This window comes from Domibacillus mangrovi (genome assembly GCF_001906925.1).
Taxonomy (GTDB): Bacteria; Bacillota; Bacilli; order Bacillales; family Domibacillaceae; genus Domibacillus; species Domibacillus mangrovi.
The window spans coordinates 192217-219138 of the sequence record NZ_MRWQ01000008.1 but is presented as its reverse complement, the minus strand read 5'-3'; the positions used below and the strand labels follow the sequence as shown (position 1 = coordinate 219138).

The 26922-nt window shown below is 43.8% G+C and carries 22 protein-coding genes and 1 pseudogene; 21 read left to right on the top strand and 2 right to left on the bottom strand.

All coding sequences use genetic code 11. The features are described 5' to 3' along the window. The first annotated feature begins 46 nt into the window (after nucleotides 1-46). The 15 genes and pseudogenes from BLL40_RS11020 to BLL40_RS10955 all read left to right on the top strand — a co-directional run bounded on the left by BLL40_RS11020 (nucleotide 47) and on the right by BLL40_RS10955 (nucleotide 15622). A complete protein-coding gene (locus BLL40_RS11020; RefSeq protein ID WP_173799923.1) occupies nucleotides 47-1126 on the top strand; it encodes a tartrate dehydrogenase in 1080 nt (359 codons plus the stop codon). 303 nt (nucleotides 1127-1429) lie between these two features. Further along, nucleotides 1430-3004, top strand: a complete 1575-nt coding sequence (locus BLL40_RS11015; protein ID WP_083566495.1) for a sigma 54-interacting transcriptional regulator — start codon at nucleotides 1430-1432, stop codon at nucleotides 3002-3004. Nucleotides 3005-3139: 135 nt separating this feature from the next. Further along, nucleotides 3140-4306 (top strand): iron-containing alcohol dehydrogenase, encoded by a 1167-nt coding sequence (locus tag BLL40_RS11010; RefSeq protein ID WP_073711947.1) that lies wholly within the window; start codon nucleotides 3140-3142, stop codon nucleotides 4304-4306. Further along, nucleotides 4303-5679: pseudogene (locus BLL40_RS18130) on the top strand (hypothetical protein). The gene BLL40_RS11010 and the pseudogene BLL40_RS18130 overlap by 4 nt, the downstream one beginning before the upstream one ends. Nucleotides 5680-5841: 162 nt before the next feature. Beyond that, nucleotides 5842-6171 carry a CHY zinc finger protein gene (locus BLL40_RS11000; protein ID WP_073711946.1) on the top strand — a complete coding sequence of 110 codons (330 nt, stop codon included), beginning with the start codon at nucleotides 5842-5844 and terminating at the stop codon, nucleotides 6169-6171. A gap of 356 nt (nucleotides 6172-6527) precedes the next feature. Beyond that, on the top strand, nucleotides 6528-6947 hold the full coding sequence (gene nikR / locus BLL40_RS10995; protein WP_073711945.1) for a nickel-responsive transcriptional regulator NikR: 420 nt from the start codon (nucleotides 6528-6530) through the stop codon (nucleotides 6945-6947). Between the two features lie 19 nt (nucleotides 6948-6966). Next, the gene (locus tag BLL40_RS10990; RefSeq protein ID WP_073711944.1) at nucleotides 6967-8571 is read left to right on the top strand and encodes an ABC transporter substrate-binding protein; all 1605 of its coding nucleotides are present in this window, start codon (nucleotides 6967-6969) and stop codon (nucleotides 8569-8571) included. Between the two features lies 1 nt (nucleotide 8572). After that, the gene (locus BLL40_RS10985; protein ID WP_281247256.1) at nucleotides 8573-9574 is read left to right on the top strand and encodes an ABC transporter permease; all 1002 of its coding nucleotides are present in this window, start codon (nucleotides 8573-8575) and stop codon (nucleotides 9572-9574) included. Next, nucleotides 9571-10434 (top strand): ABC transporter permease, encoded by an 864-nt coding sequence (locus BLL40_RS10980; protein WP_073711942.1) that lies wholly within the window; start codon nucleotides 9571-9573, stop codon nucleotides 10432-10434. Before BLL40_RS10985 ends, BLL40_RS10980 begins: the two co-directional genes overlap by 4 nt. Nucleotides 10435-10479: 45 nt before the next feature. Further along, on the top strand, nucleotides 10480-11403 hold the full coding sequence (locus tag BLL40_RS10975) for an ABC transporter ATP-binding protein (protein ID WP_073711941.1): 924 nt from the start codon (nucleotides 10480-10482) through the stop codon (nucleotides 11401-11403). Beyond that, nucleotides 11393-12010, top strand: a complete 618-nt coding sequence (locus BLL40_RS10970) for an ABC transporter ATP-binding protein (RefSeq protein WP_073711940.1) — start codon at nucleotides 11393-11395, stop codon at nucleotides 12008-12010. The genes BLL40_RS10975 and BLL40_RS10970 overlap by 11 nt, the downstream gene beginning before the upstream one ends. A 255-nt stretch (nucleotides 12011-12265) precedes the next feature. Further along, nucleotides 12266-12427, top strand: coding sequence for a hypothetical protein (locus BLL40_RS17575; RefSeq protein ID WP_173799922.1), 162 nt, complete (start codon nucleotides 12266-12268; stop codon nucleotides 12425-12427). Further along, a complete protein-coding gene (locus BLL40_RS10965; RefSeq protein WP_073711939.1) occupies nucleotides 12402-13250 on the top strand; it encodes a prohibitin family protein in 849 nt (282 codons plus the stop codon). Before BLL40_RS17575 ends, BLL40_RS10965 begins: the two co-directional genes overlap by 26 nt. Before the next feature lie 257 nt (nucleotides 13251-13507). Then, nucleotides 13508-14977 carry a SpaA isopeptide-forming pilin-related protein gene (locus tag BLL40_RS10960; protein WP_073711938.1) on the top strand — a complete coding sequence of 490 codons (1470 nt, stop codon included), beginning with the start codon at nucleotides 13508-13510 and terminating at the stop codon, nucleotides 14975-14977. A gap of 9 nt (nucleotides 14978-14986) precedes the next feature. Further along, nucleotides 14987-15622 (top strand): class A sortase, encoded by a 636-nt coding sequence (locus BLL40_RS10955; RefSeq protein WP_073711937.1) that lies wholly within the window; start codon nucleotides 14987-14989, stop codon nucleotides 15620-15622. A 58-nt stretch (nucleotides 15623-15680) separates the two neighbouring features. Here the strand turns inward: BLL40_RS10955 and BLL40_RS10950 are convergent, their stop codons facing one another. Beyond that, nucleotides 15681-17060: an S-layer homology domain-containing protein gene (locus tag BLL40_RS10950; RefSeq protein WP_073711936.1), complete on the bottom strand. Its 1380-nt coding sequence runs from the start codon at nucleotides 17058-17060 to the stop codon at nucleotides 15681-15683. Nucleotides 17061-17738: 678 nt separating this feature from the next. On the opposite strand from BLL40_RS10950, the gene BLL40_RS10945 reads away from it, so the two are divergent. The 4 genes from BLL40_RS10945 (at nucleotide 17739) to BLL40_RS10930 (ending at nucleotide 22737) form a co-directional block, all read left to right on the top strand. Next, nucleotides 17739-18125, top strand: a complete 387-nt coding sequence (locus BLL40_RS10945) for a GntR family transcriptional regulator (protein WP_073711935.1) — start codon at nucleotides 17739-17741, stop codon at nucleotides 18123-18125. After that, a complete protein-coding gene (locus BLL40_RS10940) occupies nucleotides 18118-19017 on the top strand; it encodes an ABC transporter ATP-binding protein (protein ID WP_073711934.1) in 900 nt (299 codons plus the stop codon). The genes BLL40_RS10945 and BLL40_RS10940 overlap by 8 nt, the downstream gene beginning before the upstream one ends. Further along, nucleotides 18992-20983 carry an ABC transporter permease gene (locus tag BLL40_RS10935; RefSeq protein ID WP_073711933.1) on the top strand — a complete coding sequence of 664 codons (1992 nt, stop codon included), beginning with the start codon at nucleotides 18992-18994 and terminating at the stop codon, nucleotides 20981-20983. The genes BLL40_RS10940 and BLL40_RS10935 overlap by 26 nt, the downstream gene beginning before the upstream one ends. A gap of 359 nt (nucleotides 20984-21342) precedes the next feature. Beyond that, entirely contained in the window at nucleotides 21343-22737 is a 1395-nt protein-coding gene (locus BLL40_RS10930; protein ID WP_073711932.1) for an O-antigen ligase family protein, read from the top strand. A 100-nt stretch (nucleotides 22738-22837) separates the two neighbouring features. Here BLL40_RS10930 and BLL40_RS10925 read toward each other — a convergent pair whose 3' ends face one another. Continuing rightward, entirely contained in the window at nucleotides 22838-23404 is a 567-nt protein-coding gene (locus BLL40_RS10925) for a restriction endonuclease (RefSeq protein WP_245797937.1), read from the bottom strand. A 388-nt stretch (nucleotides 23405-23792) separates the two neighbouring features. On the opposite strand from BLL40_RS10925, the gene BLL40_RS18050 reads away from it, so the two are divergent. Both BLL40_RS18050 and BLL40_RS10915 read left to right on the top strand, forming a co-directional pair. Then, the gene (locus BLL40_RS18050) at nucleotides 23793-24632 is read left to right on the top strand and encodes a collagen-like domain-containing protein (protein WP_073711931.1); all 840 of its coding nucleotides are present in this window, start codon (nucleotides 23793-23795) and stop codon (nucleotides 24630-24632) included. Between the two features lie 549 nt (nucleotides 24633-25181). Next, the gene (locus BLL40_RS10915; RefSeq protein WP_073711930.1) at nucleotides 25182-26549 is read left to right on the top strand and encodes an aspartate kinase; all 1368 of its coding nucleotides are present in this window, start codon (nucleotides 25182-25184) and stop codon (nucleotides 26547-26549) included. Nucleotides 26550-26922: the final 373 nt, after the last annotated feature.

Genomic DNA, 26922 nt, shown 5'->3' with positions numbered 1-26922 from the left:
TTTAGAAGCATCGTTCGTTATTATAATTGAAGGAGTGAGCGGTTTGGTGAAAGAATATAAAATTGCTGTTATAGCCGGAGATGGAATTGGCCCTGAAGTGATTGATGAAGGAATCAACGTTTTAAATGAAATGGCCAAGATGGATGGCGAGATCGCATTTGACTTTACTTATTTTCCATGGGGCTGTGAATACTACGCTGAAACGGGAAAAATGATGGACGATGATGGGATGGAAAAGCTGAAAGGATTTGACGCGGTTTATTTAGGCGCTGTCGGATTCCCAGGTGTTCCAGATCATATTTCTCTTTGGGATCTCCTTTTGAAAATTAGAAAAGGATTCGATCAATATATTAATATTCGGCCGATTACATTATTGAATGGAGCTCCTTGTCCGCTTGAAGGCGTCAAAAGAGAAGAGATTGATATGCTGTTTATTCGTGAAAACAGTGAAGGTGAATATGCAGGAGCGGGAGACTGGCTATTTAAAGGAAAGCCTGAGGAGGTCGTTTTGCAGACTGGTGTGTTTTCTCGAAAAGGGACGGAGCGGGTAATCCGTTATGCGTTTGAGGAAGCAAGAAAAATGAACAAATCGCTGACGAGTATTAGTAAAGGGAATGCGTTAAACTACTCAATGGTATTTTGGGATCAAATTTTTGATGAAGTAAGCAAAGAGTACCCGGATGTACAAACGTATTCGTATCTCGTCGATGCAGCGAGTATGCTGATGATTAAAGATCCGAAACGTTTTGAAGTCGTCGTTACATCTAACTTGTTTGGGGATATTTTAACCGATTTAGGTGCAGCGATTGCCGGGGGACTTGGACTGGCTGCCGGAGCAAACATTAACCCGGAACGAGACTATCCGTCTATGTTTGAACCCATTCATGGCTCTGCACCAGACATTGCGGGTGAAGGTATTGCCAATCCGCTTGCGTCTATTTGGTCCGCAAGTCAAATGTTCGACTACTTCCATCGTCCTGATTTAGGCGCGCGTGTGTTAAAAGCGATTGAAGACGTATTGACAGAAAAAGAATACGTAACACCTGATCTAGGAGGAAATGCTTCTACTTCTGAAGTGGGGGCACGTGTTATTCATTATTTGAAAAAAGAACCTAATGAATCATAAGCCTGCAAAACCAACGTTTTTTCGCGTTACTAACAGAAGTCGAATTTAGGATGCGTATAAGAAAAAATATTGAATTGTTATAGCTAGCTCGGTGGTTAGAAAACAGAGAACACGATAAATTTGTATGAGAGTCTTACGAATGAGAATTGTTTTGAAAGGGGGAGAAATCCGGCTTTTAAGACAATTCTTTTTTCTTTTCGTTAAGAATCGGCCATGATAGCATGAAAAGAAACGGACTTCAATTGAAGCGCTTGCGGGATTCGGAAGCAGTACTGATTCATTTTTACAAAGGAGTTGGAGGATGTGCTGACGTTAGATCAGACGATTCAAGAGGCGTTGATTTTCATTACGGAGCGAAATGCGGAGTCGGCAGCGATTGTGGATGAAGATAAAACGGTTGGGATGATTACGCTCGAGGAGATTCGTGTGGCGATTCAGAATGGCCATGTGTTGATGACGCTTCGGGCCTTTTTTCAGCAGCCGTTTTTACAGGAGTTTCTCCGGGAGCAGGAGTCGGATATGTTTCGCGAGATGCTCGCAAGCAAGATGTTTTCCGATATGATCAACTCGCTGTATGACGGTGTGTACATTACAGATGGGTATGGGTTTACGGTAAAGGTGAATACCGCGTATGAGCGGATTACTGGTATTTCATCGGAGAAAATAATCGGTCTTCATATGAATGATTTGGAGAAAGCGGGCTATATTTCGAAGTCGGTGTCGGTTCAGGTTATTCAGGAGAAAAAATCGCTGACACGTATGCAGGAGCTGGCGAATGGACGGAAAGTCATCGTGTCGGCTAGTCCGGTGTTTAATCAAGAGCAAACGATTTTGTATGTCGTCAGCAGCGTACGTGATATTACTGAGCTGATTCAGCTGAAGGCTGAGAATAATGAATTAAAAGAAAGCAAGGCAGGGAGTGAAACAGCGGCGAATGAGACAGAAGACTTTCCATTTATAGCAGGCGATCTGGAAACAAAGCGTTTGATGCGAAAGATTGCCAAAACGGATGTAACGGTTTGTTTAACGGGTGAGAGTGGTGTTGGAAAAACGATGTCGGCTTCATACATTCACCGGCACTCGCTTCGAAAAGGGCATCCATTTATTGAAGTGAACTGTGGGGCGCTTCCGGCGAATTTAATTGAAGCAGAATTGTTCGGTTACGTGGGTGGGGCCTTTACAGGAGCGCTTTCGAAAGGGAAAAAGGGACTGATCGAAATGGCGAATAGAGGGACGCTTTTTTTGGATGAGATTGGGGACATGCCGCTTGAATTACAGGTGAAGCTGTTGAAAGTACTCGACGATTTTTCATTTATGCCAGTCGGTTCAACAGTGCCGAGAAAGGTTGATATCCGGGTCATCGCGGCGACGAATCAGCCGCTAGAAGAGCTTGTTGAAAAAGGTATGTTTCGTGAGGATTTGTATTACCGGCTGACCGTTGTTCCGATGTGTATTCTGCCGCTGCGGGAACGTAAAAAAGAAATTCCAGGCTTGCTGACGTATTATTTGGAGCGGTTTAATGCTGCTCATCAAGAAGCCGTCACGTTGTCAGCAGAAGCGTTTGATGAATTGTGTGAATACGGATGGCCGGGTAACATTCGTGAATTGAAAAACGTCATCGAATATTTAATAGTGACAGCATCTTCCACGCAGGTGAACGTAGAACAGCTTCCGGCAAAAATCCAGCGCGAGCCGCTTGTGGAATTTTCATTGGATGGTTCGATCATTCCGCTGAAAAAAGCGACGGATCAGGTTGAGCGGCATTTAATTGAAAAAGCAATGCGCATACATAAAACGACAAGAAAAGCGGCGGAAGCTTTGCAAGTTAGCCAGTCCACTATTGTGGCGAAAATGAAAGGCTGGGCTTCCTCTGATTAGAATTCTAATCAAAAAAGGTAGTTTTGAGTATTATTTAAATCAAGCGAAGGGCTAAATCCTTCTTTTTAAGCTTTTTTCTTGTTGGCACGGGACTTGCAATAAGAAGTAAGGAGAAGAAAAAAGGAGGATTTTTTTATGACTATATCTTCGTTTAAGATTGCCAATAAGTTAATTACTGGTGAAGGTGCAACAGGACAGTTGAAAGTGGAAGCGGAACGGTTAGGAATGACGAATCCGCTTATTGTCACAGATCACATTATTCAACAAACAGGGATGCTCCATAACATTCAAGGAATTTTGGAAGGGCTTACGTGCGGCGTATTTTTAGAAGTGGAGCCTGAGCCGGAATTTTATGTGGTGGAAGAGTGCCGGAAAGCGTTTCAAAAAGGCGGACATGATGGGCTGATTGCCATTGGCGGCGGAAGCGCGATGGATACAGCAAAAGCCGTTTCAGGGTATGCAGGTTATGAAGGGGCACTTGTCGATCTCGTCGGCACGGACCACGTGAAGCAGAAGGGATGTCCGCTCATTGTGATTCCAACGACGGCCGGTACCGGTTCTGAAGTGACCAATATTTCAATCTTGTCCGATAAAGAAGAGCAAGTGAAGAAAGGAATTGTAAGCGATTACCTATTGCCGGATGTAGCGATTGTTGCACCGGAAATGACCTTGACGATGCCGCCTCATGTAACAGCAGCAAGTGGAATCGACGCACTCGTTCATGCGATTGAAGCGTATATTTCCGTCCATGCATCACCTATTACGGATTCACTTGCGATAGGAGCGATGAAAATGATCGCTGTGAACTTGCCAAAAGCGTATGCAAATCCGGGGAATATGAAAGCACGTGAGCAGATGGCGACAGGGAGTTTAATGGCGGGAATGGCGTTCGGAAATGCAGGTGTTGGTGCGGTGCATGCACTGGCGTATCCACTTGGCGGCCGGTTTCATATTCCACATGGTGTAAGTAATGCCCTGCTGCTCCCATATGTAATGGAGTGGAATAAAATTAGCTGTTTGGAACGTTTCCGGGACATTGCTGCAGCGCTTGGCGAGAAAGTCGATCATTTAACGGACAATGAAGCGGCGGATCGGGCTATTTCAGCCATGCGTGTATTGTGCGAAGCGGTTCGTATTCCAGATGGACTATGTAAGGTGGGCATTAAAGAAAGTGATTTAGACGATATGGCGGAAGATGCGAGTAAAATTGACCGTCTACTGAAAAATAATCCGAGAATGTTCACGAAAGCAGATATTCTCGCTATTTATGAAGCAGCATATCAAGGAGGGGAAAACAAATGAAATGGAAAAATCGAGCATATGGAGAGGAATCTCCCTACATTCCACTAGGGCCGTTTAAGCTACGGCTCCCGTTTATTCATTACCGGTTTGAGTGGCCCGATTATGTGCAAGGGTTATTAATGTGTGCAGTCGATCTTGCCGCGATTCCATTGCTAATAGAATTGCTAGGAATGCCGTTTGAAGCAGCACTTGCTGTGGTCATGCTCAATGGACTTTTTTATTTAACACATCATTTACTAGGCGATCCCGTTATTCCAGGCTGGATTACACCAGCCATTCCATTAATTATGGTATATGTTTCTCAGTTTCCGGAAGATGAACGGGTACATGCGTTAATTGCTTTTCAGCTGACACTCGGGTTGTTTTCTGTTTTTCTCGGCGTAACAGGGCTTGCCAGTAAAGTCGTCAATCTTGTACCGAGTGCTATTAAAGCAGGCGTTATTATGGGTGCCGGTATTGCGGCCGTTATTTCTATTTTTCAAGTGGGCGGCCGTTTTGAATCATTTCCGTGGACGATTTCAATTGCAGTCGGGATTGCGTTTTATTTAATATTCTCAAGACATTTCCAAGTATTAAAACAGAAAAATAAGGTATGGTGAACCATTGGAAAACTAGGTATTTTTCCAATCATTATTTTAGCCGTTGTGATCGCTCCTTTATTTGGCGAAGCGCCGTGGCCAACGATTGAATGGGGTTTTTCAACACCTGATTTTGCTACATTGTGGAATGAGTATACAATATTTGGTCTTGGCATGCCGCCACTTCTTTTGTTTATAAGCGGATTGCCAACTGTTTTGGCAACATATATCGTGTTGTTTGGGGATATTTTGCAAAGTAAAGCGATTATTGATGAAGCAGATGACATTCGACAAGATGAAAAAGTCGACTACAATCCAAATCGTGCGCATTTAATTTTTGGTGCGAGAAATTCAATTATGAGCATCATCGGTCCAGATGTGACAATGGCCGGCCCCTTGTGGTCAGCTATGCAAGTAGTTGTGGTCGAGCGATATAAGGAAGGCAAGAAAGTTATGAACTCCATTTTCGGCGGATCGGGTTCATTCCGTTGGGGCACGAATACGGGTTTACTTTTACTTCCAATTGTCAGTCTCGTAGAACCCATTTTAGGCGTTGCACTCGCATTGACATTATTGATTCAAGGATATGTAAGTGTTCGGATTGGTATTATGGAAGCGAAAAGCCAGCGTGATCTTGGAATTGCTGGTATTATAGCGGCAGTGTTAGCGATTAAAGGTGCTGCTTGGGCTTTTGCGATCGGCATTATTTTATGTTTCTTAATTTACGGCAAAAAGTTCTTTGTCGGCGAAAATGACGGTACGTTTGCGAAAGATGTAGAAAAAGAAGCACAATAAAGTGAAACTTCCATCCGTGGGGGGCTTCATCCCTCGTGGAATAAAAATGATCGTATCTTTTCTAACTTCAGCTTTTTTGCTGAAGTCTTTTTTTCGTTCAACTGTATAATAAAGATTAATATAAGCTGGCGCTTTATATTAGGAAGAGGAGGAGGATGTGCCATGAAAATAAAAGGACATGATGTACGGGGCAGTGTACTTGATGAGGAGACGAGATGTGCACATTATCATCAGGAAATGGACCGGATTGCGATTAAGTTTTATTGCTGCGGGACGTATTATCCATGCCACCAATGCCATGAGGAAGATGGCTGTGGCAAAATGCAAGTGTGGCCGAAAGAGAAATTTGATGAAAAGGCAGTGTTGTGCGGAGGCTGCGGTCATGAGCTGACGGTTCGGGAATATTTAGCGTGTGAGTCCGCTTGTCCGAGCTGTGGCGTGGCGTTTAATCCAGGCTGCCGTTTGCATAAACATTTTTATTTTGAAACGTAAGTAGGGCGTCCTCATATTGACCAAATAATATCATCATGGTATTGTACAATAGTTAATTAAGTTACTAAACAAATTAATTTGTTCAATTTCTATAGCAGAACCGAGATCATGGAAGAAAGCTGATGAAGTTGTCTTATAAGAAAAAAGAATGGCGGGATATGTGAATTATTAGGATTTATTCCGCCGTTGCTCAGCTTTATCCGGCCATTACAATCAAAAATCCTGCCAAAATAAGAAGAAATCCCGCCGCTTGCCGTTCTTTTTTTAAAAAAAGGGAACTTGTTCGTCTATTCGTGCTACTAATTGAATAAAATGTGTTACGGGGCGAAAAATTGAAGTGAATTAGAGGTGAACGTATGCAAGATTTCGGATTAAAAAGATTTGGCGTTTCAATGGACAGTCAATTGCTTCGGAAGTTTGACCATTTAGTCAGTCAAAGGGGATATGAAAATCGTTCGGAAGCCGTTCGAGATCTTGTCCGTGATGCACTTATTCAACAGTCCTGGGAAGATCAAGAACATATTGCAGCAGGAAGTATTCTGTTATTTTATAACCATCATCAGCGGAATTTACTGGAAGAAATGACAACGATTCAACATAGTATGCACGATGTAATCCTTGCCACGACACACTTCCATTTAGATCATGATAGCTGCTTAGAGCTGATCGTCGTTAAAGGGAAAGTGAACGATATCCAGCAGCTCAATCATAAGCTGACGAGTTTAAAAGGCGTGGATTATGGAAAGTTTACAGTGGCACCAGTAGAGCAAATATAGTGATGAAGGAGTCAGATGCATGAGTGAGAGATTTTTTGGACGTATCGCAATAGCTGTTTTCGCTTTTTCTATTCTATTAGCAGGTTGTTCACAATCTGAATCGAATCAACCAATTGAGAAAAATAAAAAGGATGAACTTGTGCTAGCTGTTGGAGGAGAGCCTGATACTGGGTTTGATCCAACGACTGGCTGGGGGCGTTACGGCTCACCGCTTTTTCAAAGTACGCTATTAAAAAGGGACCATGAACTTAACATTGTCAATGATGTAGCTACTCGTTATCACGTGAGTGAAGATGGAAAGGTCTGGACAGTCACTTTGCGTAATGATGTGAAATTTTCGGATGGACAACCATTAACAGCAGCCGATGTAGCATTCACGTTTGAAACAGCATTAAACAATGGATCAGTTGTGGATCTGAATGTGCTGGAGAAAGTGGAAGCAACGGATGAGTACACCGTAATCTTTACGTTAAAGGAAGCACAATCAACCTTTGTTAACTCTTTCGTTGCAACAGGGATTGTCCCTAAACATGCTTACGGAGACGATTATGCGGAAAATCCGGTTGGCTCAGGCCCTTATCAGCTCGTTCAGTGGGACAAGGGGCAACAGCTCATTGTACAGGCGAACCCTGAATATTATGACCAAAAGCCTTCTTTTCAAAAGATCACCTTTTTATTTTTAAGTGAAGATGCTGCCTTTGCTGCTGCTCAAGCAGGAAATGTGGATGTTGCGGCTATTCCAGCTGCATTTAGTAAACAGCAAGTACCTGGTATGAGATTAGAAGCAGTTAAAACAGTGGATAATCGTGGAATTGTGTTTCCGTACGTGAAATCAGGTCAAATGACGGAAGAGGGTTACCCAATTGGTAACGATGTGACGGCTGATCGGGCGATTCGTCAGGCGATTAATATTGCGATTGACAGAGAAGCGCTTATTGATGGTGTGTTGGAAGGATATGGATCACCTGCTTATACGTCAGTAGATGGTTTACCTTGGTGGAATCCTGAAACCGTTTTTGAAGATGCCGATCTAGATGGTGCTAAAAAGATCTTAGAAGAATCAGGCTGGAAAGATACAGACGGTGACGGGACGCTTGAGAAAGGCTCTGTGAAAGCGGAGTTTACGTTATATTACCCAGCGGACGATGCTATCAGACAATCTCTCTCCATAGCTGTTGCGGATATGATCAAACCACTTGGTATTAACATAAAGATAGAGGGTGAGAGCTGGGATACGATCGAACAAAAGATGCATTCAAATGCTGTCCTTATGGGCTGGGGAAGCCATGACCCGCATGAAATGTATAATATTTATAGTGGTAAATATGCTGGAGTAGAGTACTATAACACAGGTTTTTATGAAAATAAAACAGTAGATGACTATTTTGAAAAGGCGCTTCGTGCTGCCGATGAAACAGAGGCCATGGTGTTTTGGAAAAAAGCGCAATGGGATGGAACGACTGGTTTAAGTGCAAAAGGGGACGCTCCATGGGCATGGTTAGTAAACATGGATCACTTGTATGTAGTGAAGGATGGGCTGGATATTGGAAAACAAAGAATCCATCCACATGGACACGGCTGGCCTGTGACAAACAATATTGAAGAATGGAAATGGACTGAGTAACGTGAATAAAAGGGTAAATAGACATATTGGGCTCTTTCTTTTGCTGAAAAGTGTACGAATGGCGACATTGTTAGTCGCCATTTGTTTCATTTCTTTTCTATTAATAAAGAATTCTCCTATTGATCCGATTCAAGCGTATATCGGTGCGGATATGTTGAAGGTAGGGCCCGAGCAGCGTGAGAAGATCGCTGAGCATTGGGGACTCGATCAGCCTATCATAGTACAGTTTGTGAGTTGGGGCTCTGCTTTGCTTACAGGTGATTTAGGAACATCGATGATTTACCGCCGCCCCGTCGCTGAGATTATTCATGAACGTTTTTTACATTCTTTCGTTTTAATGATCACAGCGTGGGTATTATCTGGAATCATCGGTTTTGCCATGGGCGTTATATCAGCGATGAAAAAGGATACGTGGGTAGACAAATTCATTAAATGGTATTGTTATACGTTGGCATCGACCCCAACATTCTGGCTCGGACTTCTTATGCTCATTGTTTTTGCTGTATGGCTAGGGTGGTTTCCAGTCGGGTTAGGGGTTCCAGCGGGCGTTCTTGCAGAAAATGTCACAATCGCTGATCGAATCCATCATCTGATCCTTCCGGCGATGACGCTTAGTGTGATCGGTGTTGCGAATGTAGCATTGCATACGCGTCAGAAGCTGCTCGATGTTTTGGCTAGTGAGTATGTGTTGTTTGCAAGGGCAAGAGGGGAACACGGTTTTGGGTTGTTTTGGCGGCATGGGTTACGGAATGTCGCAATGCCTGCGATCACGTTACAATTTGCCGCTTTTAGTGAATTGTTTGGCGGGGCTGTGCTTGCTGAACAAGTCTTCTCTTATCCAGGTCTTGGACAAGCTACCGTCGAAGCAGGGCTAAGAGGAGATGTTCCGCTCTTATTAGGATTAGTGATATGCAGTGCCCTATTTGTTTTTGTCGGGAACGTCATCGCGGATTTGATTTATTATGTGTTAGATCCGAGAATAAGAGAGAGGCGAATGATTTGAATGCTGCCTTTAACATAAAAAAGAGAAAGAATACTCGAAAACAGTTTAATAGAAGGAAACGGACATTAGTCGTGACCGTTATCGCTGTTATTTTCTTGCTAAGTATTGTTGTGGGCCGTTTTTTATTAGATGAAGGAAGAGTTGCTACGAATTTAACGATACGAAATGCTCCCCCTTCAATTGAGCATCTTTTTGGAACCGATTGGTTAGGTAGGGATATGTTTACACGTACTATGATGGGGCTTTCATTAAGTATGGGTGTAGGATTGATTGGCGCCATTGGCAGCGCATCGATTGCGCTTATGCTTGGCATGGCCGCAGCGACAATGGGGAAAATGGCCGATCGGATCATTTCGTGGCTCATTGACCTTTTTCTTAGTGTCCCGCACCTTGTTACTCTCATTTTGATTGCCTTTACATTAGGAGGGGGGTTTAAAGGAATTGTCATTGGCATTGCCCTCACCCATTGGCCGAGCCTTGCGCGTGTCATTCGGGCCGAAGTGATGCAAATTCGTTCGGCAGAATTTGTACGTGTGTCTCAGAAGATGGGGAAATCTCGATGGTTTATCGCTGCAGGGCACATTTTGCCACATTTAATCCCGCAAGTGCTAGTCGGATTCTTGTTATTGTTTCCCCATGCGATCTTACATGAAGCGGCCGTGACCTTTTTAGGTTTAGGGTTATCGCCGCACGAGCCGGCGATTGGCATTATATTATCAGAATCGATGAAGTACTTGTCTTCAGGTATGTGGTGGCTCGCCTTTTTTCCAGGTCTTTGTCTGCTCATTGTCGTTCGGACATTTGATACGATTGGCGAAAATCTCCGAATGCTCATCGATCCAACGAGCGCTCATGATTAGTTACCTACACAATGTTCATTTTTAAAAAGGAGTTAACTAACACATATGTCTATTCTTGAAGTGGAAGATTTATCGATCTCATTTAAGCAATATACAGGTGGTTTAAAGCAGAAACATCATCACGTTATCACAGATTTAACAGTCACTTTGGAGGCAGGTGAAATACTTGCCGTCGTGGGAGCAAGCGGTTCGGGGAAAAGTTTACTAGCTCATGCCATTTTAGGAATTCTTCCGAGCAATGCGGGCATGAGCGGGACGATCAAATATGCAGGAGATGAACTGACAGCTGCTCGGCAAAGGGCCGTAAGAGGCAAGGAAATTGTTCTCGTCCCGCAATCCGTCAACTATTTAGATCCGCTTATGCGTGTTGGGGCTCAAGTCCGTACGTCCGTTAAACAGGGCGATGCTATTAGGGCACAACGTAAGGTCTTCCAGCGGTATCATTTAAAATCGGATGTTGAGAACATGTATCCATTTCAACTGTCAGGAGGAATGGCGAGAAGAACACTTTTATCAACAGCGATGGTCAGCGAGGCAAATGTGATTATCGCGGATGAACCGACTCCAGGAATGGATCCAGCCGTCATAGTAGAAGCTCTTCATCACTTTAGGGAGCTGGCAGACAATGGGTGTGCGGTCATGCTCATCACACATGATATTGAATCTGCGCTGAAAATTGCCGATAAAATTGCCGTATTTTATGCAGGGACGACGGTTGAAGTCGCACCAGTGGATGACTTTTTTGGGAACGGTGAAGCGTTACGGCATCCGTATAGTAAAGCGTTATGGAGAGCGCTGCCGCAAAATGATTTTATACCGATCCGAGGCTCTCAGCCCGATCCAAGTGCTTTGCCATCTGGGTGTTTATTTGCGCCGCGATGTGAAAAGGCTACACTTGAGTGTGGACAAGCACGGCCCGAGATGCGAAACCTTCGTAACGGAATGGTGAGGTGTATTCATGCAACTTGAAGCAAAAGATGTTGGGTTTCGTTATGAGAATGGACCGTGGTTGTTTCGGGGGATCAATGTAACCATAGAACCAGGGGAAATTGTTGGTCTCACTGGACCGAGTGGGTGCGGGAAAACCTCATTTTGCAAGGTGTTAGCAGGCTATGAGAAACCCGTGGAAGGGAGCATTGCCATTCATGGTTCATCCTTGCTGAAGAACGTCTATCATCCTGTGCAGCTCGTCTTTCAGCATCCAGAAAAAGCTGTTAACCCAAGGTGGAAGATGCTGAAGACTCTTCGGGAAGGAGGGCCGCTTGATCAGGAGCTGCTTGAATCATTAGGAATTGAACGGAAATGGTTGACGCGCTGGCCGAACGAATTGTCTGGAGGAGAATTGCAGCGGTTTTGTGTGGCGCGCGCATTGGGGTCTGGGACGCATTTTCTCATTGCAGATGAAATGACCACGATGCTTGACGCGATCACACAAGCTCAAATTTGGCATGTCGTTCTGGAAATGGCTAAAAAGAGAGGGATGGGCATACTCGTTGTCAGCCACGAAGCGAAACTGGTTCAAAGACTTTGTCATCGAATCATTGATTTTCACCATATGAATGGCAGAAGATCATAAGGAATGTTCTATACAATGATTGTTCGAATAAGGTAAAAGATCATGTATTTTCTGAAAATAACTGAAACTTTTTTTACGATTGTACGTAAAAGTAAGGAGAGATGGCGGAAATGAGAAAAAACGATGATGCAGGCATTCTTCTTTTATTTCTTATTCCCGCTTCCAGCGCTCGCTGTGCGAGGGCTGCATACATATTCGTTCAAAGTCGAAATAGAAGATCAGATGTACAAAGTTTTCTAATGGGGAGGGAATGGGATGAAAGTATTTATCGGTTCGGTCCTTGTCCTTTTGCTGATTGGCGTTGGCATTTGGCTGATGCTGTCGCCTTCATTTAAAAAAGTGGGGGAAACGGCCAGTAAAGTGAAAGACAATTTAAAGGAGGGCTCACGAGATGGGGGAAGTGAAAAAGATGAATAGAGGAAAGAATAAAAAGGTGCTAGGCGGTTCGATCGTCGCAATCGCTCTTGTTTTAGGTATCGCATTGCTTACATTGTTTATTGAAAAAATTCCGAACGGCTATGTCGGTGTTGTATACAGCCCGAATGGCGGTGTGCAGGATGAAACGCTTGGCCAAGGCTGGCATCTTGTCGGTTTGTTTGACAAAATAACGGTATATCCTGTACGGATGCAGACGGTTAATTATACAGATATTCAAGTTGCTACGTCAGACGGGAAAAGTGTAACCGTTGATTTTGCCTACAACTACAGCATTCAGCCGGATAAAGTGGTCGATGTGTTTAATAAATTTGGCCCGATTCCAGTTGAGCAAATTGAAGAATCGTATTTGCGCACACGTCTTTGGGATGCAGGGCGTAAAGGAATTGCTAAATACTCGGTCATCGATACGTACGGTGAAAAATCATCTGAAGCGGCTGTCGGTGTACAAAACTTGTTTTCTGATGACATTAAAGAACTCGGTTTCATCGTCGATAACTTAACACTTGGTGTACCGAAGCCTGATGAGTCAACACAAGCAGCGATTAATAAACGGGTAGAAGCTGCACAGGAACTTGAGCGGAAACAGATTGAGTTGAAGATCGCAGAAGCTGAAGCGCAGAAAAAGAAAATTGAAGCGCAAGGGATAGCTGACTACAATAAAATCATTAAAGAATCCATTTCGCCTGAAGTCATTCAAAACAAATGGATTGAAAAATGGGACGGCGTAATGCCAAAAGCGACTGGCTCGAATCAGTTAATTGAAATTCCAATTGGTGATGCAGGTGCAAGTTCAGCGCAGTAATCATAAATAGAATAAATTTTTATTTTTAAAGCCTTCTGTGTCCCTGCAGAAGGCTTTTTTAATGGTTATTTTTCGCATATTGTTCAAAGTCGTCTTTAAGAAGGTTCGTGATGTTTGTTAAATAAGCAGGATCGGGCAACTTTTGATCTTCTTCCAATTCATAAAATTGATGATGGATTCTCATTCTTTTTATGGTAAAATTAAGTAAGACTATCTTTTTTTAGATGAATAAAATAAAAAATCAGGGAGCCTTATCTATGAAAAAATGTATTATGTCGCTGTTCGCTTTATTGATCGTATTTGGACTTATTCACCCGGCTCAAGCAGCAGGGGAGACGGCGTTTTATGATGGAGTGAAGGTGACGCACGCAGATGGAGGCAACGATCAGCCGTTTGCAAAAAATGAGAAATTAATGATTGATCTAGCCTGGTCGTATAAAGCCAGCCAGCCAGATGCGATAACGCTTCCGGATACATTTAAGGTAAAGGAAGATATGCAAAAAGCGTTGACGACGAAAGACGGAACGAATGTCGGAACGGTAAAAGTAGATGCAGAGACTCGAGTCGTCACGGCTGCATTCGCGAACGTATCAGCTATTGAATCCGGTGCTTCGGGGACGATTTTTATCCCTGTTGTTTTCAATGAAGCGGTCGTTACAGTGGCTGGCACGTATGAAGCGGCGTTTAACATGGGACAGGCAGCGCCGATTGTCGTGAACATGACAGTAGAAAATGCGGCCCAAGTGGGCACAGGGGCGCTCCAAATCGTGGCCATTGATGCATTAACGAAAGAAAAAGTGGCAGGTTCAGCATTTACCGTTGTAAATAGTGATGGAAAAGTCGTTGCGTCCCTCACGACAAACAGTGCGGGTGAAGCAACAGTACCGAGTCTTTCATATGGCACGTATACAGTGACACAAACGGCTGCGCAGGCAGGATATGCGGTGCCAGCGGATCCATGGAAAGTAGAGATAAATGAAGCCGTTGTGACGAAAGAAGTGGCTCATGCGAAGGCAGCTGGCTTAACGGGCGGGTTAACGATTACAGCGGTTGAAAAAGGAACGACGACACCGATTAAAGCGGCGGAATTTGAGCTGAAATCAGAAAATGGTCTATTTTCAAAGACGGTTGTAACGGATGAGAAAGGAACTGCTTTGCTGACAGGGCTTGCGTATGGTACGTACACGTTGAAACAGACGAAAACAGCAGCCGATTTTGTATTGCCAACGGAAACATGGGATATTGTGATCGGCCGTCAGACGCCAGTTGAGAAAACGATAGAAAATCAATTAATCAACGAATATGGTACTCTTTCGATTAAGAAAACAGACGAAAAATCAGGCGATGCGTTAAAAGGTGCAGAGTTCTCCCTTTATTATTACACGGGTGATGAGAAGCTTGTCGCGAAAGTGGTGACGGATGAAAAAGGAAGCGCCGAGTTTGAAAATTTAGCGGCAGGCAAATATACGCTAGAAGAAACGAAAGCACCGACAGGCTATACACGTTCGTCAGAAAAGACGGTTGTGACGATTAAAAGTGGCGAAACGGTTGAGTTAACGTTTAAAAATGCCAAATCATCAACGACTGGAGCGGCAACAACGAGTGGCACGAAGTCAGCAGATACATTACCGAGAACAGGTGATGAATCATCGATGATGTACATGTTAGGTGTTATATTGCTAGTAGCGGGCGCGTATTTGTTTATGAAAAAAGGGAAGCGTGCGTAAAGCACGGTGATGTTGAGAAAAATCATTGCTGTCATCTGTATCATGGCAGCAGCGGTATTAATTGCGGCCCCATTTTTAAAGTACGAACTGTTAGAAGCGAGTACGAAAAAGTATGAAGCTGTGCAGTTATCGCCGGAAGAAATTCAGGAAAATAATGAACGGCCGGCCGAGTTTAATATGGAAGTAATTGAGCCGCCATCTGTTTTAGATACGGTGACGAAAGATGCTGAAGTAGAAAAGTCCGCGATTGTCGGGCAAATTGAGATTCCGTCTGTTCATCTCAGTTTGCCCATTTTAAAAGGAACAACGAATGAGAACTTGCTTGCCGGGGCAACGACCATGCGGGAAGATCAGTGGATGGGACTTGGCAATTATACGCTTGCGGGTCACCATATGAAGAGAGATACACTGCTTTTTAGCCCGCTCTTGCGTGTGGAAAAAGGGGCACTCATTACGGTAACGGATTTAACATACGAGTATACATATGAAGTGACAGAACTTGAAGTCGTTCATGAAGACCGTGTTGATATTTTAGACAATACGATTGACCCGGTCATTACGCTCGTTACATGTTACACGCCTGATGAATCAGAAAAGCGATTTATCGTACACGGTAAACTGAAAAAAACAGAAGAGCATGAATAAAAAGAGCAGCATTAAAAGCCGTATGATTAGGCTTTTGATGCTGCTCTTTTGCGCTCAATTAGCGTGCCAAGTAGGCTGCTTTTTGTGAAGTGCCGAATGTGTCGTATTGTACTGTATAAAAGCTTTCTAAGTCGCTCATGACAAGCACCGTACCGTCTGTTGTCGAAGCGGTCTCTGCACCGGCGTCCGTGAGACGTTTTAAGACGGATGAGTCGGCGAAGTTTGCGCCTGTTCCGTGAGAAGCGACGGCATAAAGCGGTGCGACTTCGTCAACGAACGCCTGTGTTGTCGATGCTGAGGCCCCATGTTGTGATACTTTTAACACGTCGGCACTTACATTGTAGTCAGCGACAAGTTTGTGTTCAACCGCTGCACTGGCATCAGACATAAGTAAGAAACGGACGTCGCCATGTGTTAACTCAAGAACGACGGATCCGTCGTCGGCATTTTGTGCTTCACTGTTTGCATTTAACACGTGAACGGGGACGGATAAATCAGCTGAAATGTCAGTGTTTATTTTTGCTTGTGTAAGCGTTAAGCCTGCTGCTTTTGAAGCGTTCGTATAGTCGGTATATTCTTGCGATGTACTTTTCAAGCCAGAGTCGATGATACGGTGGACGTTGAAGTTTTCAAGTACGTAATCCGCGCCGCCGATATGTTCAGGGTCGGGCTGTGTGGCGACGAATGTATGAATATCTTCGATGCCCATAAAATCGAGTTCTGCTGTAATGGATTCATCATCCGGACCGGCATCAATGAGCATGACTTCGCCGTTCGGGAATGTGATGAGTGTAGCGTCACCATGTCCAACGTTTAGAAATTCAACAGATAAGGAGTCGACGGGCATGGAGAAAAATGCCCGTGATAGAAATGCCGCGAATTGTCCACGCGTGACGGCATTGTTCGGTTTGAATGTGCCATCTTCGTATCCATATGTGATGCCAGCGGCAACGATCAGTTGGATATATGGATAAGCGGCAGACGTTTTAGATACGTCCGCAAAATCAACGTCTGCTGTATCAGTTAAACCGAATGCTTTTGCTAAAATAATGGCCATTTGGCCGCGTGTAACCGTTTGTCCTGGGCGAAATGTGCCGTCCGGGAATCCGGAAATGATACCTTCTTCTACAGCCGACTCGATGTAGCCAGATGCCGTATTGGATGTGTTGACGTCAGAAAACGATGTTTTGCGTTTCGTCCCGTCCAATTCGAACGTTTTGCCGATTAAAATAGCGGCTTGTGCGCGTGTTACCGCCTGGTCAGGTTTAAATGTGCCGTCCGGAAAACCGGTAATAATTTCGGCGTTTGATAAAAAGTCAATATCGTCAAAAAAACGATGTGAGTGAGGCACGTCTTTAAAAGAAGCGGCTTGTGCAAATGGGACAAAAAGACTAAATACGATGATAAAACTAAGAAGAACGGACAGTGATTTTTTCAATTATGAATCTCCTTTCGAGTATTAGGGATAGTATAAAGAATTTATAGGTAAAAGTACATGGGTCAATGATAATTGTGTTGCGGAGAGAAAGGATAGATGAAAAGAATAATAAATGTTTCATATTTGGAGCGTTTTCCTCAATGACATAATTTGCGCCGCTGATATGTTCAGGTCTGTGCGACGAATGTGAGAATGTCTTCGGTGTGGCATGGCAGTATGAGTGAATAACAGCGACTATGATGAATCTATAAATAGGAAGAACCCCCAGCGTGAACACTGGGAGTTCTGTTTTATCCCGCATTAACGGGCAGTAAGACCCCCGCTTCAAGCCGTCAAAAAGAAAAGGAGGATAAGCGGGGGATCAACTGCCCGTAAAAGCCCGATTGGTTCGGGCCGGCTGAAGCCGGTCACTCAGGTATTGCCGTAGGACGAGGCGCTCTTTACCTGAGTTTCTGTTTATTCGCGGGGAACGCAGACTAAGATCGTCACGTCCTGTGACAACGTCTGCATGATTCACATCCTGTGAACCTAACCCCTACTGAATGAAGTTTCACTTTATATTGGGGTATTTATGTTCCCTTGTAAACTCTTTTATGGAATATGTTGCATTTTTTCAAAAACACTGTATTATATATATTAATACAGTTAGTACGGTTTACGCAGAAAGGATGCGGGACGATGTTTACAATAGATACGAGAAGCCGGGTGCCAATTTACGAGCAGCTGACTGAGAAGCTGAAAGAGCTGATTATTCGTGAGGTGATGAAAGAAGATGAAAAGCTGCCTTCCGTACGGTCGCTGGCACAGGATTTGACAATTAATCCGAATACGATTCAAAAGGCGTACCGGGAATTAGAGCGTGAAGGCTATATTTATTCCATTCCAGGCAAGGGAAGCTTTGTGTCGCCGGTCAAAAACGAGATTAATAGGGAGAGATTGGAGATGTTGAAAAAAGAGCTGGAGCGCATTGTTGGGGAAATTTTGTTTTTGGGTGTACCGAAAGAGGAAGTTATTCGAATCATTGACAAAATGACAGAGCCGGAGAGGGGCAGCGACGATGATTAAGGCGGATAATATATCGAAGCGATTTGGTCGTTTTGATGCGGTGAAGGATGTACATGTTCATGTGAAAAAAGGTTCCATTTATGGGTTACTCGGGTCAAACGGTGCCGGGAAGACGACGCTGCTAAAAATAATATCAGGCATCATTCGGGCGGATCATGGTGTACCAACGATTGAAGGCGAATCTATTTTTGAAGTGCCGGACGTGAAAAAACGGGTCCTGTTTATTCCTGATCAACCATACTTTTTCCATCAGACATCGCTTATGCAGATGGCGTCCTTTTATGAAGCGGTGTATGACCAGTGGAATGGCGAGCGGTTTCATCAGCTGTATGAGCATTTTGCACTTAATCCGAATGCATCGCTTTCGCGAATGTCAAAAGGGATGCAGCGGCAGGCGGCGTTTATTTTGACATTGTCAGCGAAGCCGGATGTACTTATTTTAGATGAGCCGTTTGACGGCCTTGATCCAGTCGTGCGCCAACAGGTGAAAAACTTGTTGATTCAAGATGTGAGCAGCCGTTCCATGACTGTGCTTGTTTCATCGCATAACTTGCGGGAGATGGAAGACTTTTGCGATGCGGTCGGTGTGATGCATAAAGGCGGTCTTTTATATGAGCGTGATCTAGAAGAGCTGAAAACGGATATTAGCAAGCTGCAGGTGGCGTTTAAAAAAATACCGGACGAATCGTTTTTAGCAGGGATGGATGTCGTGCATTATGAGAAACGTGGCCGTGTGCTGACGTGTATCGTACGCGGGACGGAAGATGAGATTGACCGTTACGTTCGTTCGTATGAGCCGGCCATTTATGATGTGCTGCCGCTTACGCTGGAAGAGATCTTTACGTATGAAATGGGGAGTGTCGGCTATGAAATCCGGAATCTTATCGTTTAATAAAGGGCTGTTTATGCAGCATTCACGCTCCATATTATGGATTAGTATTTTCTTTTTGTTATCGCAAATTATTCTGCTCCCGCTCGGGTTGATGATGGTGCTGTATAACGAACGGGAGTATGAGTATTTTCTGCAGACAGATTATCGCAATGTGCTGTTTGCCTTTACGTACGTGTTTCAGTACTTAACGTATCTTGCGTTTCCAGTCATAACGGGAATTGTATTGACGAGTTATATGACGAAGAAAGGCTCGTCTGACTTTATGCATAGTTTGCCGTTTAAACGAGGTACACAACTCTTTCACATTTATGCAGCGGGCATCGTCTCACTGGCACTGCCGATTTTGATCAATGCCGTTCTATTGCTTATGATGCGGCCATTTATTAAGCCGCTTACGTATTCAATGGAACATTTGCTTGAATGGCTCGGTGTCTCACTTTTTATTACCCTGTTTATGTTTATTGTGACGGTCATGATCGGATTGTTTATCGGTCCGGCTTTATTGCAAGGTATTATGGTGTATGGCATTCTGGTGCTGCCAGCAGGATTAATTATCGCAACGCTATACAATGCGCGTTATTTCGTGAACGGTCTGGCGGTTGATTCGTACACGTCGAAAATCATGAACGATGGCATCTTTTTATTCCGTGCCGGTGCCTTTGCAGATCGACCGTTCAGCGGAATGGAATGGGCCGTATATCTCGTACTTGCCGCTGTGATTGTCGCTGTTTCCTTTTATGTGTACAAAGTACGGCCGGCCGAAGCGGTGGATGAAGCGATTGTGTTCCCATTTTTCCGGTGGGCGTTCATTTTCGTCTTAACGTATGCGGCGATGTTGATCGGCGGATTGTACTTCGATCAGTTTTTGAGTGGATCACTTGTATGGACGATTATTGGCTATGTGATTGGTGCGCTTGCTGGCTACACATTGCTGCAAATGATCGTTCAAAAATCGCTTCGTCTCGTTTGGCCGTGGAAAGGGTTTTTATTTTATGTACTTGCCGTTCTCATGCTGCTTATTCCGGGCACGTTTGCAGGGAAAGCATATGAAAAAGCGGTTCCGGAAGCGGACGAAATAGAAAAAGTGTATATCGGTGATAGCGGAGAACCGTTTGAACACGTATTTTACACAGGAGTAGAAAAATTAAAAAAAGTGGATGCTGGTTTTATGAAAGGGGCTGATTCGATCAATGAAGTGCGGGATATTCATGCGCAGTTGATTGATGCTGGAATCGGTGTATCTGACTATGATGGATATCTAGTTTCGGTTACGTACGGGTTGAAAGACGGAAATCGTGTGCAGCGTCAGTACAAAGTGCCAATGGATGAACTAGGGCGCATTACAGAGAATCTTCGGAAAAATGTTGAATTTATTAAAGCGTCCAATCCTCTTTTTGCGATCGCGGCACCGGAGAAAATGACGTATTTGAGCGGGTATGACCATACGACAGGCAGACAACTGGCTAATGTGGCAGGGAAAGAAGATATTGAAGCGATTCGGTCAGCAATGGAAAAAGATGCGCTGTCCGGCGTCGCGGATCAATTTAGTATGAATGGCGGATCGAGTGCTGGCTCGATAGAATACTGGATCGGGAAGAAACATCAAATGCAAATTATGGTGAATGTTGATCTGGATGATGAACATACGATTGAAGCCATTCGTAAGCATATTCCTGGGGGAGAATCGTTCGCTTCTGCAGATAACGTGGAAAAAGCGTTCATTGTGACAGCAGAAACGGAAGAACAGAAAAAAGAGTTGTTCGATTTTATCTGGTCCGGCAATGAAAAGGAACCGAAATGGAATGAGATGCCGCTTCCGTATGAGCAGGTAAAGGATACAGTTACGATTAAACAGTTGCTTGATCCTGCAGGATTGACAGAAGACAGCAGCCGTCTGCTCGTCTTGAAATGGCAAGAAAACGGCCATATCGGTTATACTGTTTCGGTCGTTGGGTTAAAAGAATAAGACATTTGCCCCGGATGTGTGAAGCATCCGGGTATTTTTATGTAGTGTGTGCAAATCTTTTGGATCGACTTGAACATACACATCATGCACTCGCTTTTCTTCAAAAAACAGCAGCCATCTCGTTATCACAAAAGAATCAATCTCTATTCATTGCTTTTCATATAAATATAGAGAAGATGGTCCTTGTGCATCAACATATGAGTCTTTTGTTTTTTCTGTGACAGTTCATATTCCTCTGGATTCTAATCGCTTTTCCGCTATAATAGAAAAGATGCATTTTTTGCTAAAAAAGAACAATGAAAGACTAATTATGATAAGATAAAAATCTATGAATTTGGAAGGAAAGAGGACTTTTTAACATGAAGAATGAGAAGACATTTTGGCTGTTTGCTCTGGCATTTCTCATCTGGCAGCCGGTTATCGATGTACTGACAAGCGCATCATTGCTTCTACTAAATGTAAATTTGACCGTTGGTGTCATTGCCCGCGTGCTATTTATGGCTGCGATTGTACTGGCGCTTTTCTGGTTAGCCCGCAGCAATCGTCTGGCGAGAAAATATCTTCTTTATTTAATCGGACTGGCTGTTCTGATCCTTGTAAACATGGCGATGAATTTCAATGTAAAAGACCCCTATTACATTGCCAGCGAATTGAAGTATTTTAATAAAGTTGTTTATTTTCCTATTGTATTTGTTGGTTTTAACATGCTGTATCTTTATTTAAAGAGAGAACACGAGCCATTTAAAGAAAAAACAACCACGTATTTTCTTTACGCCTCACTCATTATCAGTGCCGTTTTCATCATCTCATTCATAACAGGAACAAGCATGTCGAATTATTCCCACACAAAAATTGGTTTCACAGGCTGGTTTTTCGCGGGCAACGAAATTGGCGGGATTATGGCGATTATTTTGCCGCTCACAGCACTGTATGCGATTGAACAGACGGATAAATTGAAAGAATGGCGCTATTGGGTTCCGTTTGTTCTACTGGCAGTTTCTATGCAGTTCCTTGGAACGAAAGTAGGATATGGCGGAATTATGATCGTCTTAGTTGCCACATTTATCACGATGTTTATCTTCTACATGACGAAAGAACGGACAGAAAAAATCCGCTCCAATATGTTGATCTCGCTTATTTTAATGGCAGTTCTCGTTGTGACGACACCAATCACGCCTGTTTTCCATAATATGTTTGCGCATTTGAGCTTGTTGAATATTGAATTGGACTTTGGCAAGGAAAAGGAAAAAGAATACGATCCGGTAACGGGAGAAGAAATCCCGTCGGTAGACGATGAAGATAAGCCGGAAATTACAAATGATCAAATTCAAAATCTCGTTTTTAGCAGCCGTGAAAAATATTTAGCGGATATGAAGGATGATTTCATGGATGCGCCGATCGGACAAAAGCTGTTTGGCATGGGCTTTGCGGGGAATTACGTAGAGCCGGGTCCCGGTGTCGGTCCGAAACTGATTGAAATGGATTTCTATGATCTCTTTTTCTCACTCGGTATTATCGGTTTTCTTTATATGATGTCTGTGCCGCTTTACTATGTTGTGAAGTTCATCTTGTATTTCATCCAAAATATAAAAGAAACATTTACAATGACGAATGTGATGTATGGGGTGTCGTTTATTTTAGCACTTGGCATTGGCGCTACAGCTGGACATGTGTTAACAGCACCGGCTGTATCCATTTATGTCGCTGCTGTTATGGCATTGCTTATGGTACGCGAAGGAATTGTAAAAGAATAGTGGAAACCGCTCTGTACTTATGCAGAGCGGTTTTCTTGTGTAAAGGCCATCAAGTTATTCAATGAGACATGGATGAAGTATGAGCATATTAAGCAAAATTTTATCGTTCGTTGATTAAATTGATTAGTTGTCCTCGATCGACCAACTTCACACTGTTTTTTTTGGCAAGATCATAGGCGTTTTTTGTAAATGTATTATTCGTTACAATCCAGGCTTCATGGGCTTTGTAATATGCTTTAACAGAAAAAACTTGTTGAACAGAATCAACTCCGACTGTTTTACTGTAATGTTTGGCAAGCACAGCGATAAATTTCCCATTCTTTTTTAATAATAAATCGGCTTCATAATGATCCGGAGCGGAGGGGAGTTCCACTTTATACCCCATGTTTTCGAAAAGTTCCTCTAAATACCGTCTGAATTCTATTCTCTGCATAGTATCAATTTCTTTAATATCGGATTGCAGGAGTCTTCTTTTCTGTATCCTTTTTCTATTCGGCGGAAGATAAACGTAGACAGCAACAGAAATAATCATGATCGCTATAACGATAAAAATGTCTGCTTGAGGCTGAATAATTAATGGAAGAACAAAGTGACTAGCAATTAGAAAGCCCATTATGCCTAGTAAAGTTTTATCAAAAAGTGTGTCTGCTTCGTTTTTATCTTTCATCTTAGTCATCTCCTTGACCTGCTCCAAGTAGCATCCGATCATTCATTCATCTTATTCTTTGCTATTTTATGTATCTTTATCCGGCGAAATTGAACAACCGTCTATTTTGACGATTGATGAAGTGCAGTATCCAGTGTAATTTCCTCGATATTTTCCAGTTGAGGCTTTTATTTTTTATTCTACTCCGCCTAAATCTTTTTTTGAGTTAGTGGAATCATTTTTAATTTTTTAGATGGGCGCAGTTCCCTTTTAAAACGACTTTCGACTTTTTTGAAGTGAGTTATTCCAAGTTTATGAATGTGGATATAAATGGGTTAAAAACACAAGGGTAATGCCTTAAGCATAAAATGAATTGCATTGAAAAACGTATAAAAGAAAGGTGATAACAATGGCTGACAATAGAAAAGAACCACAGGATGGGGCTGGACCACAAGTGTCGACACTTTCTATTGGACCTAAGGAGCTGAGTGGACCGAGAGGAAACGCGGGTCTACAAGGACCTGCAGGAGCAGTAGGACCACAAGGACCTGCGGGAGCAGATGGAGTAGCGGGGCCACAGGGGCCTGCGGGGCCAAGAGGACCGCAGGGGCCTGCAGGAGCAGACGGAGAAGTAGGACCGGAAGGGCCGCAAGGACCTATGGGAGCAGCAGGGCCGCAAGGACCTAAGGGGGCAGACGGAGCGGAAGGACCACAAGGACCTGCAGGAGCAGATGGAGCAGCGGGGCCACAGGGACCTGCGGGGCCAATAGGACCGCAGGGAGCTAAGGGCGCAGATGGAGCAGAAGGACCAGAAGGACCCGTGGGGCCAGAAGGTCCGCAGGGGCCTATGGGGCCAGAAGGTCCGCAAGGGGTTAAGGGGCCTGCAGGAGGACCGCAAGGACCAGAAGGACCACAGGGACCGCAAGGACTTGTGGGACCGGAAGGACCGCAGGGACCTGTAGGGCCAGAAGGGCCTCAAGGACCTAAAGGTGATCGGGGACCTGGCGGGGCGGCGAGTACATTAGGTGGGCTTGATTCTACTCAATTTCTGCGTTCGGACATATCGGGCACTTTAAACGGGGAGTTAACAATCAGTCAAGATTTAACTGTAGACGGAGCTTTTATTCGTTTTCCATTAAGCCCTGTGCCTCCTGCTTCTCCTGAAACGGGCATGGTTTTTTACAACACAACGACTGATAAATTACAAATCTTCACGGGGACGATGTGGAGAACATTATTCACTACTTGACACTCCCACACCTAGAGCAGTAGGATTCTTGAGTAGCCAACCGTCCGTCGTCCATTTCTGTTAAGGATGACTCTCAAGTTTAGGGCTGTGTCATCAGCCCATCCTATTTGATTAGAATGTACCCAAATAGGCGGTGAAATTGTTACCAGTTAGGTATTTAGGCCTAAAATTGCTTTGGTGATATTAATGGTTCCATGTATAAGGATCAAGACTGTTTGACTTTCAAATGTTGATTATTAAAAACACTATACTTATGAAAGAAAAGAACGCTGATTCAACCCAATGAACTTCCAACTGAATAGTGGATACTTAGAATAAGTCTCTCATTCGTTTTTTTGTTATGCTTATGAAAAGTTCGTTTACACCTTTAAAAATATAAATAGTTGGAAGTAAAGGGGCACTCTCCTTTATTTCCAGCTATTTTTCATAAAAATTAATTCTGATTATTTCTTCTTTTTTTATGTGAACGGTGGTATAATTCTTCAAATGAAGCGGCATTTCCGCCTACATTCAGCTAAGAATGCAAACAAGCAAGGAGTGGCAAATAAAATGATCGTATGTAAATTTGGTGGAACATCGGTTGCAAGCGCTGAACAAATTAAAAAAGTGGCTGCCATCGTTAAAGAGGAACCGGAACGGAAAGCGGTTGTCGTATCGGCACCGGGTAAGCGCTTCGGTGATGATATAAAAGTAACAGATTTATTAATTGCCCTTGCTCACGCCTCATTGCGTGATCAAGATGCAGAAAACGAACTGAAGGCCGTTGTCGATCGGTATGCGGATATTGCGCAAGGTCTCGGTCTTGACGATACTATTGTAAACATTATTGAAAAGGATTTACGCGGACGTCTGCAAGAAAACCGTGACAATCCGCCGCTATTTATGGATCAGTTGAAAGCGAGCGGTGAAGACAACAATGCGAAATTGATCGCAGCCTATTTTACAAGCATCGGACTGGAAGCTGAATATGTGAATCCGAAAGAAGCAGGACTCATTGTGAGCGATGAGCCGGGCCGTGCACGTGCGCTTCCAGAAGCATATGAAAATTTAGCGAAGCTTCGTGGAAATGGCAAAATTGTTGTTTTCCCTGGCTTTTTTGGCTATACAAAAGAAGGTGTCATGATGACATTTGCCCGCGGGGGATCGGATATTACCGGATCGATTTTAGCATCTGCTGTGAAAGCAGAGTTGTATGAAAACTTTACAGACGTGGATTCTGTTTTCGCAGCAAATCCTAATGTCGTCGACAACCCGGCTGAAATTAAACGGATGACATACCGTGAAATGCGTGAATTGTCGTATGCAGGCTTCTCTGTTTTTCACGACGAAGCATTAATGCCAGCATTTCAGCATTCTGTTCCGGTTTGTATTAAAAATACGAACAACCCATCTGCACCGGGCACAATGATTGTAGCAGAACGTGAGTATTCGCAAAGCCCGGTTATTGGCATTGCAGCAGATAAAGGATTTTCAACACTCTATGTCAGTAAATACTTGATGAACCGTGAGCTCGGTTTTGGCCGTAAACTGCTGCAAATTTTGGAAGATGAAGAAGTGTCTTACGAGCACACGCCATCAGGCATTGATGATTTGTCTATTATCGTGCGCAGCCATCAATTGACACCAGAAAAAGAAGAACGCATTTTAGATCGCTGCCGTAAAGAATTGCAAGTAGACAACGCACACATTGAACACGGGTTTGCGATGATTGTTCTCGTCGGTGAAGGGATGCATAATACGCTCGGCCTTTCCGCACGTGCAACAGCGGCCATTTCCCGCGTCGGTGCGAATATTGAAATGATCAATCAAGGCTCGTCGGAAGTCAGCCTTGTGTTCGGTATTCAAGAAAAAGATACAGACAACGTATTGCGTGAACTATACGAAGAGTTCTTCAGCAAAAGCGCTGTTCTTCAATAAAGTGATACTTCATTCAGTGGGGTTTAGGTTCACACGATGTGAATCATGCAGACGTTGTCACAGGACGTGATGTTCTTAGTCTGCCTTCCTCTTAGCCCCACTGAATAAACAGGAACTCAGGTAAAGGGCGCCGCGTCCTGCGGCAATACCTGAGTGACCAGGCTCTGCCTGGCCCGAACCAATCGGGCTTTTACGGGCAGCTTATCCTTCTTTTCTTTTCGAAGTCTTGAAGAAGGGGTCTTCCTGCCCGTTAATGCGGGATAAAGTGAATCTTCCATCAATGGGGGATTCGTTCCCCTCTACTGATGGTTAGATAAATCAATCGGGCCTTTATGAGCAGTTTGTCCACTGTTTATTGTCCTGGTATATTAAC